Below are 14,162 nucleotides of genomic sequence, written 5' to 3' on the forward strand. Positions count from 1 at the left end.
GTACTCCTTCCCGCGCACCGCCAGCGAAGGCACAGCTGACGCCGATAAAATGGTGGGCATGATCGACTCTTCTGCCCAGGAGGGCAGCAGTAGCCAGCCGGGTCCTGCCCGGCGTTCCCCCGTCCCGACCGTACGTCCGGGAGCCGTGAGACTCCCGTGTTGATCGTCGTCGGACTCGCCCTGATCACCGTCCTCACCGTCGCCACCGGTTACTTCGTGGCCCAGGAGTTCGGCTACGTGGCCGTCGACCGGGGCAAGCTCAAGCAGCTCGCCGAGGGCGGCGACCAGGCCGCCGCCCGAGCCCTGGAGGTCACCGCCCGGCTCTCGTTCATGCTCTCCGGCGCCCAGCTCGGCATCACCGTCACCGCCCTGCTGGTCGGTTACGTCGCCGAGCCGTACCTGGGCGCCGGGCTGGCCGAGCTGCTCGGCGGCGTCGGGATCTCCCCGGCGCTGACCCTGCCCCTGTCCATCGCGCTCGCCCTGGTCATCGCCACCGCGGTGCAGATGGTCCTCGGCGAGCTGGCCCCGAAGAACCTCGCCATCGCCCGCCCCGAGCCGCTGGCCCGGGCCCTGAGCCGTTCCACCCTGCTCTACCTCAAGGTGGCCGGTCCGCTGATCACGCTCTTCGACCGGGCCGCCGTCCGCCTGCTGCGCCGGGTAGGCATCGAGCCCATCGAGGAGCTGCCCAGCGGCGCCACCCCGAAGGACCTGGAGCAGATCATCGCGGAGTCCCGCGAGGAGGGGCACCTCGACGCCGAGATGTCCGACCTGCTCGACCGGGGGCTCGACTTCCGGGAACTGACCGCCGGAGAGGCCATGGTGCCCCGGGTCGACGTGCACACCGTACTGGCCCAGGAACCGGTCAGCCGGGTGGTCGAGCTGCTCGACACCGGCCACTCCCGGTTCCCGGTACGCGGCGCCGACGGCGTCGACGACCTGGTAGGCGTGGTCGGCATCGCCGACGTGCTCGGCGTACCCCCGGCGGAGCGCGCCACCACCCCGGTCAGCGCGGTGGCCGGGCCGCCGCTGCTGGTGCCGGAGACCCTCCCGCTGCCGACGGTGCTGGACCGGCTGCGGGTCGGACACCGCCAACTCGCCTGCGTGGTCGACGAGTACGGCGGGTTCGCCGGCGTGATCACGCTGGAGGACCTCGCCGAGGAGCTGGTCGGCCCGATCCTCGACGAGGACGACCCACCGGAGCGCGCACCGGCCCGGCAGGAGGACGGCTCCTGGGTGGTGCCGGCCCGGTGGCGTATCGACGAGATCGCCGACAGCACCGGCATCGCCCTGCCCGAGGCCCCCGAGTACGACACCATCTCCGGTCTGGTCATGCGGGAGCTGGGCCGGGTGCCCGAGGTCGGCGACCGGCTGGAGATCAGCCTGCCGCCCGACCCCGACACCCCCGAGAGCGCCCCCACCGCGCTGGTCGAGGTCCTCGCGGTCGACCGGCACGTGGCCGACTCGGTCCGCATCCAACTCGCCGCCCCCGGTGAACGTAGCGAGGTGGCCGCATGAGCGAGCGGAGTGAGCGAATCATCGTCGTCGGGTGGCATGCGGTCGGCGAGCGTAGCGAGGTGCCGGCATGAGCGAGCGGAGTGAGCGAATCATCGTCGTCGGGTGGCATGCGGTCGGCGAGCGTAGCGAGGTGACCGCATGAGCCCCGGGATCGCGCTGATCGTGTCGGTGGTGCTGCTGGCCCTCAACGGGTTCTTCGTCGCCGCCGAGTTCGCCCTGGTGGCCAGCAAGCGGTACCGGCTGGAACAGGTAGCCGTCGGCGGCGGCCGGGCCGCCCGGGCGGCCCTGGACGGGGTACGTGAGCTGTCGCTGATGCTGGCCGGCGCGCAGCTCGGCATCACCCTCTGCACGCTGGGGCTGGGTGCGCTGGCCGAGCCGGCGATCGAGCGGCTGCTGAGCCCGTTGCTGCACGCGGCGGGGCTGCCGACCGCGGCGAGTCACATCGTCGCGTTGGTCTTCGCCCTGAGCCTGGTCACCTTCCTGCACCTGGTGGTGGGGGAGATGGCACCGAAGTCGTGGGCGATCACCGACGCGGAGCGGTCCGCGCTGCTGCTGGCGCTGCCGTTCCGGGCGTTCGCCCGGGTGGCCCGGCCGGTGCTGTCGCTGCTGAACGCCTGGGCCAACGCGATGCTGCGACTGGTCAAGGTGACCCCGCAGGACCAGTTGGCGCAGGTGCACGGGCCGAGCGAGCTGCGCATGCTGCTGGAGCAGTCCCGCGAGCACGGGCTGCTCGGCGCGGAGCAGCACCAGATGCTGACCAGCATGCTGGAGTTGCAGCGGACCACGGTCGCCGACGTGATGGAGCCGTTCGACCGGATCGTGACGGTCCGCCGGGACGAGTCGGCGGACCGCATCGAGCAGGTCAGCCGGGAAAGCGGCAGGTCCCGGCTGGCGGTGGTCGACGGCGGCGGAGACGTCGTCGGCCTGGTCCACGTCCGGGAGGCGGTACGCGCCGTGACGACCGGCCGGGCCGCCACCGCCGGCGAGTTGATGAGCAACGCCTTCACCCTGCCCGCGGTGGCCACGGTCACCGAGGCGGTGGCGGCGATGCGGGCCCGGCAGTCCCAGCTCGCCCTGGTCCGCAACGGCGGCGGCCCCACCCGGCCGATCGGTTTCGTCGCGCTGGAGGACCTGCTGGAGGAGGTCATCGGCGAGTTCGACGACGAGACCGACCCGGTGCCCCGCGGGCGGCGGATGAGGTAGGGGAGACGGCGGTGCGGTTGACGGGGGTGTCACCGGAGTCCGGCTGGACCGGACTGGCCGTGCACACCACCGTGACCAGCCCGAGCACCCGGCCCGGTCTGCGGTTGCCGGGCCGGGTCACGCTCACCGCCGGCCCCGAAGACGTACCGGTGCGGCACATCCGGCTCGGCCTGGTCGCCCAGGCCGAGCCGGACGACCCGGGTCAGCCCCACCGCCTCGTGCAGTTCCACCAGGTTTCGATCGCCGGCTCGTTCGTGGTCCCGGCCGGTCGCCGACGGGCCGTCGACTTCGCCGTGCCGCTGCCCTGGGAGACCCCGGTGACCATCTTCGGCGGGGTGCCGCTGATGTCGCTGCGCACCGGGTTGCGTACCGAGGTCACCGTCGGCGTCGACGCGACGCAGGCCGCGATGGTGCCGGTCTTCGTACACCCGCTCCCCACCCAGCAGCACGTCCTGGCCGCCCTGGACACCCTGGGTTTCGTCATGCGTCAGGCGGGCCTGCAACAGGGCCGGCTACCGGGGGTGGCCCAGACGCTCCCACTGCACCAACGGCTCGGATACTGGGTGGCACCGCTGTACGCCGGCCCGATCACCGAGCTGGAACTGATCTTCGTGACCAACTCGGCGGGGCTGGAGGTGATCCTCTGGCCCGACCGCCGGCTGGCCCTGGCCGGGGCCACCCACCAGAGCATCAGCCGGTTCCGGGTCTGGCACACCGGCGCCGAGCAGCAGGACTGGATCGCACTGGTGGACGGCTGGCTGCGGGCGACCATCAACCGGCACGCCGAGATGGCCGCGCACGCCGACTGGTCCGCCCAGCTCACCGAGTCCGCCCACGTCAGCCGCCCGCCGGACGAGCCGGTCCCGCCCGGCTACGGCCTCGGCGGTACGGGCGGCGGCACCGGTATCGGCGGCGGCGACGGCACCTGACCGGCCTCGGCTGTCGGTCTCGCCCGGCGCGGTCCCGGCCCCCGGTGCCGGGACCGCGCCGGCACGTGGCGGGGCGGGGAGCGCGGCGGGGTTCAGACGGTGGCGGTGGCGAGTTTGACGCTGAATCCGATGAAGAGCGCCGCGACGCCGGTGGTGGCCCCGGCGGCCAGCCGGCGTCGCTGGCGGAACTGCGCCGCCAGGAACGTGCCAGCGAAGATCAACACGGTCAGGTAGAGCACGCTGGTCACCTGCGCGATCAGCCCGAGCACCAGGAACGACAGCGCCGGCCAGGCGTAACCCGGGTCGACGAACTGGATGAAGAACGAGACGAAGAAGAGGATCGCCTTCGGATTGAGCAGGCTGATCACCAACGCCTTGCGGAACGGGCTGCGCAACTGCGCCGGCTCGGCGGCGTCGATCAGTCGCGGCGTATCCGGGTCGTGCCGGGTCCGCCAGCGCCGCCAGGCCCCGCGCAGCATGCCCACCCCGACATACCCGAGGTACGCCGCGCCGGCGTACTTCACCACCAGAAAGATCGGCGGGTACGCCTTGAGCAGCGACGCCACCCCGGCCGCGGAGAGCACCATCAGCACCCCGTCGCCGAGGAACACCCCACTGGCCGCCCGGTAACCGGTACCCACCCCGCGTTGGGCGGCGGTGGAGAGCACGAAGAGCGAGTTGGGGCCCGGCAGCAGGATGATCGCCACGGTGCCCAGCACGTACGTCCAGAGATCGGTGATACCCAGCACGAGGACATCATGGGGTGAGCGGCATGCTGGGGCGTACCCCTTTCCGGTCGGTTGACCTGTGCCGTCGGCCACTGCCCCTCGCGTCGGCGGACCCTGCGTTTCTCGCGCCGTCGGTCTCTGTGTCTCGCGTTATCGGTTCCGGTGTTCCGCGCGTCATCGGTTCCGGTGTTCCGCGCGTTATGGGTTCCGGTGTTCCGCGCCGTCCCTTCCGGCGGATCCTGCTGCGCGTAGCGGGCGGGAACGGGTAGAACAGTCGGCATGTCCGAGATCGACACCGCTCCCGGTGCCCAGCAGTTCATCCCGCCCCGCGCCGACACCCTCGACGCCCTGCGCGCCGCCGCCCGCGGCTGTCAGGGCTGTGAGCTGCACCGGGACGCCACCCAGACCGTCTTCGGCCGGGGCGACGCCAGCGCCCGGGTGGTCTTCGTCGGCGAGCAGCCCGGCGACCTGGAGGACCAGAAGGGCCTGCCGTTCGTCGGACCCGCCGGCCGGTTGCTGCGCCAGGCGGTCGACGACGCCACCCTGGACCCCGGCCAGATCTATCTCACCAACGCGGTCAAGCACTTCCGCTTCGAGTTGCGCGGCAAGCGGCGCATCCACCAGACGCCGGACCGGGTACACGTCACCGCCTGCCGACCCTGGCTGGTCGCCGAGTTCGCCCGGCTGCGCCCGGAGATCATCGTGGTGCTCGGCGCGACCGCCGCCAAGGCGCTGCTCGGCCCCACGTTCCGGGTCACCCGCCAACGGGGCGAACTGCTGCCCTGGCCGGCATCGGCCCAGCACCCGGCAGACTTCACCCGGGTACCGGTGGACTCGGCCGGGCAGGTCGCCGACGCCCCGCCGGCCCGCCTGCTGGCCACCATCCACCCGTCGGCGGTACTGCGCGCCGACGACCGGGACCAGGCGTACCAGGGACTCGTCGCCGATCTCACCGTCGCCGCCCGCGCCCTGTCCGGCGGCGGGTGACGCCCGACGTCGCCAGGGAACGTCCGTTGACCTGTCGGTGTCGGTGTCGGTGTCGGTGCCGGTCGCCGGCTCCCGGACCGGGCAAGCCTCGACTACCGGATCGACCTGTCCTGAGCCCGGCCGGGGACAATGCTCGATCCTTCGGAAGAAGCCCCAGTCACATATCCGTTGATGACGGCCTGGTGGCGTGCGCCTAGTGTCGGTGGCATGACGAGGGGGCTGCGCCTGGTCGGTTCGGCGGAGATCCGGGCGATGCTCGGTGGGGTGTACCGTCAGCGCGTCTACCAGATCACGAGTCACCGCAGCTTTCCCGAACCCGTCGCGCACCTTCAAATGGGCAACGTGTGGCTGACCGAGGACGTCGAGGCGTGGCTCGCTGAGCACCGCCCCGGCCTGGACGAAAGCTGACCTGTGCCGACCGGCGCAGGAGCGGGCCGCTTTCCTTCTCATCACCCGGGCTGCTGTCGACGCCTCGCGAACCCCACGGGACAGGTGGACGCAAGGTGGTCCGGCATCCAGTCACCACACCAACCCCCAACCTGCCCCGGCTCCCGACCGGTGGGTAGATCTTGGACACTTACCGTTCTATTTGGACGGTAAGTGTCCAAGATCTACCTCCGGGGACCGCCTCGGCGGTGACGGGGGGCGTGAGGTGGTGGGGGTGGATGGGAAGCATCGGGGCATTGCAGTGACTTGTCCTGTTTTCGTACCTGCGAGGCACCTGCAACAGCCGGGGTGAACTTGGAAGGAAAACTCCCCTCCGGAGGGGCCGATTCTTTCCAAGATCTTTCGGGCCGGCCGACTCCGGCCAGGGACACGGTGACCGGGGCGAGCGATCGTCTGGCACCGGGACGGGGCGGGCAGGACGCCGCGCCGGTGGTGAGAGGGGTTCCCCGCTCTACCGTAGGCGTTAACAGGGGGCCCTTCCTTGCGGGCAAGGGGGGCGGGTGAGGATGGGATGGTGCCAGTGCTGACCACCACGGGCTTGCCCCCGCGCGTACGGCCCGACGTCGCCGGCATTCAGCGGCGTACCCTGCGGTTGCTCTTCGTCACCCAGATCATCGGCGGGATCGGCGTGACCATCGGCGTCGCCGTCGGGGCGCTGCTCGCCGCCGACCTGGCCGGTACGGCGGTGGCCGGGGTCGCCCAGAGCGCCGCGGTGGTGGGGGCCGCCCTGCTCGCCGTGCCGATCACCCGGCTCATGGTCAGCCACGGTCGCCGACCCGGCCTGGCCGTGGCCTACCTGGTAGGGGCGGCCGGCGGGGTGTTGACGGTGCTCGCGGCGGTCACCCGGTGGGTACCGTTGCTCTTCGTCGGCATGCTGCTCTTCGGCGGCGGGAGCGCGGCTAACCTTCAGGCCCGCTACGCCGCGGTGGACCTGGCCGAGCCTGCCCGGCGGGGACGGCAGCTCTCCCTGATCGTCTGGGCCACCACCATCGGCGCGGTGGCGGCACCGAACTTCGCCGCACTGACCGACGAGGCCACCGCCGGCTGGGGGCTGCCCCGGCTCTCCGGCCCGTTCGCGTTCAGCGCTGTCGCCTTCGTGCTCACCGCCGGCGTACTCCTGCTGTTCCTGCGCCCCGACCCGCTGCTCACCGCCCGCCGCCTCACCACCGCGCCCACCGATCCCGCCGCGTCCACCGGGCCTACCGATCCCGTCGCGCCCGCTGATCTTGCCGCGTCCGTCGATCCCGGCACGTCCGTCGGCGGTGGGTCCGTCGCGTCCGCCGATCCGGTCGCGCCGGCGGGCGGGCCCGTGGTGGCGAAGGTCGGGGCGGTCGTCAGCCCGGCCGCGCGGACCCGGCGCGGCGCGGGGGTGCGCACGGCCTGGTCGGTGGTACGTCACCGACCCGCCGCCCGGCTCGGCATCGCCGCGGTGGCCGTCGGTCACCTGGTGATGGTGGCGGTGATGGTGATGACCCCGGTACGCCTGCACGAGTCGCACACCGACGCCGAGGTCCTGCCGGTGGTGGGCCTGGTGCTGAGCCTGCACATCGCCGGCATGTACGCCCTCGCCCCGGTGGTCGGCTGGCTCACCGACCGGCTGGGCCGGCGCGCGGTGATCCTCGGTGGGGCCGCCACGCTGCTGGCCGCCTGCGTGGTCGCCGGCACCGCCGGACACGACACCGTCCGGCTCACCCTCGGCCTGGTCCTGCTCGGGCTGGGCTGGTCGGCGACGATGGTGGCCGGCTCCACGCTGCTGTCGGAGTCGGTGCCGACAGAGGTCCGGCCGACCGTCCAGGGGCTGTCCGACCTGACCATGGGGCTGGCCGGGGCGGGGGCCGGCGCGGCCAGCGGATTCGTCATGCAGGTGGCCGGGTACCCCACCCTGGCCCTGCTCGCGGCGGTCGCGCTCGGGCCGCTGGTGGCGCTAGCGTTGCGGCCGGCACCGCCGGCCGAGCCGGCACCGAACCGGGTGCCGGACGAGGAGGAGTGATCCGTGCGGCTGACCGACTTCTGGGACCGGCTGGAGGAGGCCTTCGGCCCGGGGTACGCGCCCAGCATCGCCGCCGACCAGGTGCTGTCGCAGCTCGGTGGGCGCACCGTCGAACAGGCCCTCGCCGCGGGTGAGCAGACCCACGTCGTGTGGCGCGCGGTCTGCGCCGCGTACCCGGACCGGGTGCCTGCCCGACTACGCTGAGCAGCGCTTTTCCTCGCTCCGCGTGTCGCTTGCCGAGTCGTACACCTGTTCGGCTATTGTCCACAGCTGGGTGCTCGTCCACAGCTCGCGGCCCGTCGGCTGGTTTTCTGTCGGACCCAGCGCCTAGCGTGTCCGCGTGACGCGAAGCTCAGGAAAGACGCCGGCGAAGGCAGGGGTGGCAACCATGGCAGCAGGGCCTGACCGGGAGAAGGCACTCGACCTTGCTCTCGCTCAGATCGACAAACAGTTCGGCAAGGGCTCGGTGATGCGGCTGGGGGAGCGGCCGGTCGTCCAGACCGCGGTCATCCCGACCGGGTCCATCGCCCTTGACGTGGCGCTCGGCGTGGGCGGTCTGCCCCGGGGCCGGGTCGTCGAGGTCTACGGCCCGGAGTCCAGCGGTAAGACCACGGTGGCGCTGCACGCGGTGGCCAACGCCCAGCGGGCCGGCGGCATCGCCGCCTTCATCGACGCCGAGCACGCGCTCGACCCGGAGTACGCCAGGGCCCTCGGCGTCGACACCGACGCGATGCTGGTCTCCCAGCCGGACACCGGCGAGCAGGCGCTGGAGATCGCGGACATGCTGATCCGCTCCGGCGCGCTCGACATCATCGTGATCGACTCGGTGGCGGCCCTGGTGCCGCGCGCCGAGATCGAGGGCGAGATGGGCGACAGCCACGTCGGCCTCCAGGCCCGGCTGATGAGCCAGGCGCTGCGGAAGATCACCGGCGTGCTCAGCAACACCGGCACCACCGCGATCTTCATCAACCAGCTCCGCGAAAAGATCGGGGTCATGTTCGGCAGCCCGGAGACCACCACCGGTGGGCGGGCGTTGAAGTTCTACGCCTCGGTCCGGCTCGACGTGCGCCGGATCGAGAGCCTCAAGGACGGCACCGACGTGGTCGGCAACCGGACCCGGGTCAAGGTCGTGAAGAACAAGGTCGCCGCGCCGTTCAAGCAGGCCGAGTTCGACATCATGTACGGCAAGGGCATCTCCCGTGAGGGCTCGCTGATCGACGTCGGCGTGGAGCAGGCGATCATCCGCAAGTCCGGTGCCTGGTACACCTACGACGGCGACCAGCTCGGGCAGGGCAAGGAGAAGGCCCGGGAGTTCATGAAGGAGAACCCGGACGTGGCCGCCGAGATCGAGAAGAAGATCCTGGAGAAGCTCGGCGTCGGCGTCGGCGCGGGTGACGCCGCCGGTGGCCCGGAGCTGCCGCCGGTCGACTTCTGATCGGCGGGTGGCGGGACGACGCGCCCGTACGGGGCGGGGCTGGGATGCCAGCCCGCCCCGTACGGGTGAGGCCACCGATGAGGCCGTCGACCCTCAGCTGAGCGGGGCGGCCGGTCCCCGGCAGCGTCGGGCTCGACGGGGCCGCGCCGAGGCGGGCAGCAGCCCCGAGGCAGGCAACGGTCAGCCGGGCGATGACCGGCGCAGCGGCGGTGGGTCGGGGCCGCCACGGCCCGAGTCGGAGGTGGCCCGGGAGATCTGCCTGCGTCAGCTCGCGGTTCGGCCGCGTACCCGGGCGGAGCTGGCCGGGGCGTTGGCCCGGCGGGGGATCTCCGAGGAGGTCGCCGCCGAGGTGCTCGACCGGTACGACGAGGTGGGCATCATCGACGACGCCGCCTTCGCCCGCGCCTGGGTGTCGAGCCGGCACACCGGCCGGGGGCTGGCTCGCCGGGCGCTCGCCAACGAGCTGCGCCAGCGTGGCGTAGACGGCGACACCGCGAGCGAGGCGCTGGAGGAGCTGGACGAGGAGACCGAGGCCGAGACGGCCCGCGCGCTGGTCGACCGGAAGCTGCGGACCGCCCGGGGCGAGCCGGACGCGGTCTTCCGTCGGCTGGTCGGCATGCTGGCCCGCAAGGGCTATCCCGCCGGCGTGGCGATCCGGGCGGTGAAGGACGCCCTCGCCGAGCAGAGCGCGGAGGCGGCCGAGTTCGCCGACCGGATAGACGCCGATGCCCTGGCCGACGCCGAGGGCGAGCCGGATCGCTGAGCCGACGCCGAGGGCGAGCCGGACCGCTGAGCCGACGCCGAGGGCAGGCCGGATCGCTGAGCCGACGCGCTGGCCGCTGTGGAGGGCGAGCCGGAGCACTGTCCGGCGAGTCGGGTCAGGTGCCGCGGGTGACGGCGATGACTACGCTCGGAGCCGATCGGGCCGATGTGACCGGTGGGTAGGGTTAGTTATGTCTGCTCATGTCCGGATCGTCGATCAGCGGAGAGTCACTTTTCAACTTCTCTCCGTTCGGGGGGTTTGATCATGACTCCTTGACCGGAAGGCCCTCGGAGACCTAGCCTCGCCATACAGGCTCACATTGCCCGACCATGCAGGCTACGTGCACAACATAGAACGCATAACAGAACAGCATCATTTGGGTCAGCTCTCTCGGTGCTGGACGGCGTAGCCGACCAGGCCGGATCGGTGCTGACGTGACAACCGCATCCCGCCGTCGGCGCTGTCCCCGGACACCGTCGACCACGAGAAGCTACCCAAGGCCAGCCGCTCCGGTCGGGCGTCCAGGAGGCCGCAGGGGGCGTGCCCACCCGGCACGCCACCGGTGGCGTAGACGTGTTCAGGGGAGGCGGCGGCCATGGTGGTGCGGCACAGGCCCGCGGGGGCGGCATGAGCGCCTTCGACGTGGTGATCCTCGCGTCGGTGGTGCTCCTGACGCTGGTCGTGGTCGGCGCAGTGATCTTCGGGGCCCGGCTGTTGCGGGGCTTCACGGCGGCACCGGCTCCGGAGGATCCGGCGTTCATCGCCGAGAAGGACCGCCAGGAGCAGTCCCTGGCGGCGCTGCGCAGCGCCGCCGACGAGGCCAACAGCACCATCGACGTGGCGAAGTCGGCGGCTGCCGCGTCCCGGGCCGAGGCGGCAGCGGCCAAGGCGGAGGCGAAGGCGGCCCGGGCCGAGGCGCGGCGGGTGCTCGACGCCGCCCGGGTGGAGGCCGACACCGTCCTGGAACGGGCCCACAAGCAGGCCGAGGCCGACGCCGAGCAGTTGCGCTCGACCGCCCGGCGCAGCGGGGAGCGGGAGGTGGCGGTCCTGGCCTCCACCACCCGCGAGCAGGCCGCCGAGGTGGAGCGGCGGGCCGCCAGGATGGACGAGCGGGAGCGGATGCACACCGAGGAGGTGGAGCGGCTCGCCGAGCGGGAGCGGCAGCTCACCGCGGCCAGTGCGGCGTTGGCGGCGCGCGAGTCGGCGCTGGCGCAGCGGGAGGAGGCGCTGGCCGAGGCCGAGGAGCAGCGCCGCCGGGAGTTGGAGCGGATCGCCGGCCTCACCGCCGAGGCGGCCCGTACCGAACTGGTCGAGGTGATCGAGACCCAGGCCAAGCGGGAGGCGGCGATCCTGGTCCGGGAGATCGAGTCCGAGGCCCGGGGCACCGCCGAACACCGGGCCCGGCACATCGTGGTCGACGCGATCCAGCGGGTGGCCAGCGAGCAGACCGCGGAGAGCGTGGTCAGTGTGCTGCACCTGCCCGGTGACGAGATGAAGGGGCGGATCATCGGCCGGGAGGGGCGCAACATCCGCGCCTTCGAGTCGGTCACCGGGGTCAACCTGATCATCGACGACACCCCCGAGGCGGTGCTGCTCTCCTGCTTCGACCCGGTCCGTCGCGAGGTCGGCCGGCTCACCCTGGAGAAGCTGGTGCTGGACGGTCGGATCCATCCGCACCGGATCGAGGAGGTCCACGACCTGGCCCGGCACGAGGTGGACCAGCTCTGCCAACGGGCCGCCGAGGACGCCCTGGTCGAGGTGGGCATCACCGAGATCCATCCCGAGCTGGTCGCCCTGCTCGGTCGGCTGCGCTACCGGACGTCGTACGGGCAGAACGTGCTCAAGCATCTGGTGGAGACCGCGCACATCGCCGGGATCATGGCCGCCGAGCTGCGGTTGGACATACCGACGATCAAGCGGTGCGCGTTCCTGCACGACATCGGCAAGGCGCTTACCCACGAGGTGGAGGGCAGCCACGCCATCATCGGCGCCGATCTGGCCCGAAAGTACGGCGAGACCGAGGACGTCGTGCACGCTATCGAAGCGCATCACAACGAGGTGCAGCCGCAGACCATCGAGGCGGTGCTCACCCAGGCCTCGGACGCCTGCTCGGGTGGCCGGCCCGGAGCGCGGCGGGAGAGTCTGGAGGCGTACGTCAACCGGTTGGAGCGGATCGAGGAGATCGCGGCCGGCAAGCTCGGGGTGGAGAAGGTCTTCGCCATGCAGGCGGGCCGGGAGATCCGGGTGATGGTCAAGCCGGACGACGTCGACGACATCGGTGCGGCGGTGCTGGCCCGCGACGTGGCCAAGCAGATCGAGGAGGAGCTGACCTACCCGGGTCAGATCCGGGTGACGGTGGTCCGCGAGTCCCGGGTCACCGAGATCGCCCGCTGAGCCGCAACCCGAGCCCGAGCCGGAGCCCGAGCGGGAGGGGGAGCCCGAGTAGGAGCCCGAGCCGGAGCCCGAGCCCGAGCCCGAGCGGGAGGGGGAGGGGGAGGGGGAGCCGGAGCCCGAGCGGGAGGGGGAGCCCGAGTGGGAGCAACGCGACGGGCTGGTGAGACGACGAAGGGCTGTCCCCCTGACGGGGCAGCCCTTCCTGCCGTCCAGCTGACCGACGAACCGGCGCGGGGCGGGTACGGGTCAGCCGACCCGTTCGACCACGGCCCGCCGGATGACGAACTTGCCCGCCTCCCGGACCTGCTCGTACGCCGCGTCGTTGAGCAGCACGCAGCTGCCCGACGGGCTGGTCACGGTCACCGTGATGCTCTTGCCGTTGTCCAGGTTGGTCACCTTGAGCCGGGTGCCGACCGGGAAGGTGCCGCTGGACGCGGCCGGCCCGGCCGCCTCGTTGAACAGGGTGACGGTGGAGCCCGCGCAGACCACCTCGCCGGCCCCGGTCCCGTCGCCGGCGTCCCCGCCGCCGGTCTCGGCCGGGGGCTGCTGACCGGGGGCGGCCGCTGGCGGAGCTGCCGCGGGCGGGGTCGCCGCCGGTGGGGCCGTCGGGGCGTCCACCCGGACCTCGGCGGTGCAGCCGGCGGTGGCGCGGCGCTGTTGGAGCAGGTCCACCACTGCCTGCCGGTTGGCGATCCGGTCGGCGGAGAGGGCGTCCGGGTTGGCCCGCTGGTCGGCGATGAAGGTCAGGTTGTTGCGCAGCGCGGTGTCCAGGCCGGCGCAGTTCTCGCCGGCGTTGCCCAGCCCCGTGCCGACGACCAACGCGCCGCCGAGCAGGGTGGCCGCCGCCGCACCCAGCAGGACCTTTCGCGTCCGACCGGTCGTTCCGCCTCGCCCGTGCATGCCTCGCTCCTCTGTTCGGATACCCGACGATGGGTACGGCGGAGAGCGCGGCACGGATCGGCTCGGGACCCCACATTCTTCCGTTGAGGTCGCGCAAGGTGGTCGGTGGAGCGCTGGCGGAGGTAGCCAACAGGTACCGGCAGCCCACCCACCCACCGTGACCCGCCCGCCCACCCACCCACCGTGACCCGCCCACCCACCCACCCGCCGTGACTCACCTGTCGGACGTGCGGCCGATGGCTTTGGGGAGATCTGTGGTCGCCCTGGCGACCACAGATCTCCCCAAAGCCGCGGGGCCACTTGTCAGCGGCGCTGGCGTCACCAGCCGCTGAAGGCGACGAGGAAGGCGAGCCCGAGGCCACCGAGGACGACGAGGTAGCCGGCGCCGATGAAGATGGCCCGGCGGTGCCGGAGCGGGAACGGCAGGAAGCCGACCAGCGCCAGCAGCACCCCGAGCACGGCTCCGCCGAAGGGGGCGCCGAGCATCACGAGGTGGCCGAACGCGTTGCAGACCAGCAGCCCCTCGGTGCCCGACGCGCCGCAGCCGGCGGCAGCCATCGGGAGGAACATCGCCACCAGGGCCACGACGAGGGCGACCACCACCAGCAGCACCGTGGCCAGGATGGCGCTGACCGTGGCCGCCGTACCGCCCCGGCGGGGCTGCGCCGCCGTACCGCCCCGGCGGGGCTGCGCCGCCGTACCGCCCCGGCGGGGCTGCGCCGCCGTACCGCCCCGGCGGGGCTGCGCCGCCGTACCGCCCCGGCGGGGCTGCGCCGCCGTACCGCCCCGGCGGGGCTGCGCCGCCGTACCGCCCCGGCGGGGCTGCGCCGCCCGATTCGCGACGCCCTGCGGGCCGCCCGCGATCACCATG

At 72.5% G+C, this 14,162-nt stretch carries 14 protein-coding genes; 10 read left to right on the forward strand and 4 right to left on the reverse strand.

The window, feature by feature from the left end:
• Nucleotides 1-156: 156 nt before the first annotated feature.
• The 3 genes from GA0070617_RS09345 (at nt 157) to GA0070617_RS09355 (ending at nt 3,647) form a co-directional block, all read left to right on the forward strand.
• Nucleotides 157-1,515, forward strand: a complete 1,359-nt coding sequence (locus GA0070617_RS09345; protein WP_091435602.1) for a hemolysin family protein — start codon at nt 157-159, stop codon at nt 1,513-1,515.
• Between the two features lie 138 nt (nt 1,516-1,653).
• On the forward strand, nt 1,654-2,718 hold the full coding sequence (locus tag GA0070617_RS09350; RefSeq protein ID WP_091435603.1) for a hemolysin family protein: 1,065 nt from the start codon (nt 1,654-1,656) through the stop codon (nt 2,716-2,718).
• Nucleotides 2,719-2,729: 11 nt separating this feature from the next.
• Complete coding sequence (locus GA0070617_RS09355; protein WP_091435604.1) at nt 2,730-3,647, forward strand: sporulation protein; 918 nt, start codon at nt 2,730-2,732, stop codon at nt 3,645-3,647.
• A gap of 92 nt (nt 3,648-3,739) precedes the next feature.
• Here GA0070617_RS09355 and leuE read toward each other — a convergent pair whose 3' ends face one another.
• Complete coding sequence (gene leuE, locus GA0070617_RS09360; protein WP_175440476.1) at nt 3,740-4,396, reverse strand: leucine efflux protein LeuE; 657 nt, start codon at nt 4,394-4,396, stop codon at nt 3,740-3,742.
• Nucleotides 4,397-4,654: 258 nt separating this feature from the next.
• Here leuE and GA0070617_RS09365 point away from each other — a divergent pair, with 258 nt between their 5' ends.
• From GA0070617_RS09365 to GA0070617_RS09390, 6 genes are all read left to right on the forward strand, one after another.
• Nucleotides 4,655-5,362, forward strand: coding sequence for a UdgX family uracil-DNA binding protein (locus GA0070617_RS09365; protein ID WP_091435606.1), 708 nt, complete (start codon nt 4,655-4,657; stop codon nt 5,360-5,362).
• A gap of 207 nt (nt 5,363-5,569) precedes the next feature.
• Nucleotides 5,570-5,770 (forward strand): DNA-binding protein, encoded by a 201-nt coding sequence (locus tag GA0070617_RS09370; RefSeq protein WP_175440477.1) that lies wholly within the window; start codon nt 5,570-5,572, stop codon nt 5,768-5,770.
• Nucleotides 5,771-6,329: 559 nt separating this feature from the next.
• Complete coding sequence (locus GA0070617_RS09375; RefSeq protein ID WP_373868425.1) at nt 6,330-7,799, forward strand: MFS transporter; 1,470 nt, start codon at nt 6,330-6,332, stop codon at nt 7,797-7,799.
• Nucleotides 7,800-7,802: 3 nt separating this feature from the next.
• On the forward strand, nt 7,803-8,003 hold the full coding sequence (locus GA0070617_RS09380) for a DUF3046 domain-containing protein (RefSeq protein WP_091435609.1): 201 nt from the start codon (nt 7,803-7,805) through the stop codon (nt 8,001-8,003).
• Between the two features lie 184 nt (nt 8,004-8,187).
• Complete coding sequence (recA, locus tag GA0070617_RS09385; protein WP_091435610.1) at nt 8,188-9,234, forward strand: recombinase RecA; 1,047 nt, start codon at nt 8,188-8,190, stop codon at nt 9,232-9,234.
• Between the two features lie 7 nt (nt 9,235-9,241).
• Nucleotides 9,242-9,997 (forward strand): regulatory protein RecX, encoded by a 756-nt coding sequence (locus GA0070617_RS09390; protein ID WP_091435611.1) that lies wholly within the window; start codon nt 9,242-9,244, stop codon nt 9,995-9,997.
• A 381-nt stretch (nt 9,998-10,378) separates the two neighbouring features.
• On the opposite strand, the gene GA0070617_RS09395 is transcribed toward GA0070617_RS09390, so the two are convergent.
• A complete protein-coding gene (locus tag GA0070617_RS09395; RefSeq protein WP_091435612.1) occupies nt 10,379-10,594 on the reverse strand; it encodes a hypothetical protein in 216 nt (71 codons plus the stop codon).
• A gap of 30 nt (nt 10,595-10,624) precedes the next feature.
• Here GA0070617_RS09395 and rny point away from each other — a divergent pair, with 30 nt between their 5' ends.
• Nucleotides 10,625-12,391: a ribonuclease Y gene (gene rny, locus GA0070617_RS09400; RefSeq protein WP_091435613.1), complete on the forward strand. Its 1,767-nt coding sequence runs from the start codon at nt 10,625-10,627 to the stop codon at nt 12,389-12,391.
• Nucleotides 12,392-12,637: 246 nt separating this feature from the next.
• Here rny and GA0070617_RS09405 read toward each other — a convergent pair whose 3' ends face one another.
• Both GA0070617_RS09405 and GA0070617_RS30465 read right to left on the reverse strand, forming a co-directional pair.
• Entirely contained in the window at nt 12,638-13,291 is a 654-nt protein-coding gene (locus GA0070617_RS09405; RefSeq protein WP_091435614.1) for an RlpA-like double-psi beta-barrel domain-containing protein, read from the reverse strand.
• Nucleotides 13,292-13,609: 318 nt separating this feature from the next.
• Entirely contained in the window at nt 13,610-14,161 is a 552-nt protein-coding gene (locus GA0070617_RS30465; RefSeq protein WP_175440478.1) for a hypothetical protein, read from the reverse strand.
• Between the last annotated feature and the right edge of the window lies 1 nt (nt 14,162).

The organism is Micromonospora yangpuensis (assembly GCF_900091615.1).
Lineage (GTDB): Bacteria > Actinomycetota > Actinomycetes > Mycobacteriales > Micromonosporaceae > Micromonospora > Micromonospora yangpuensis.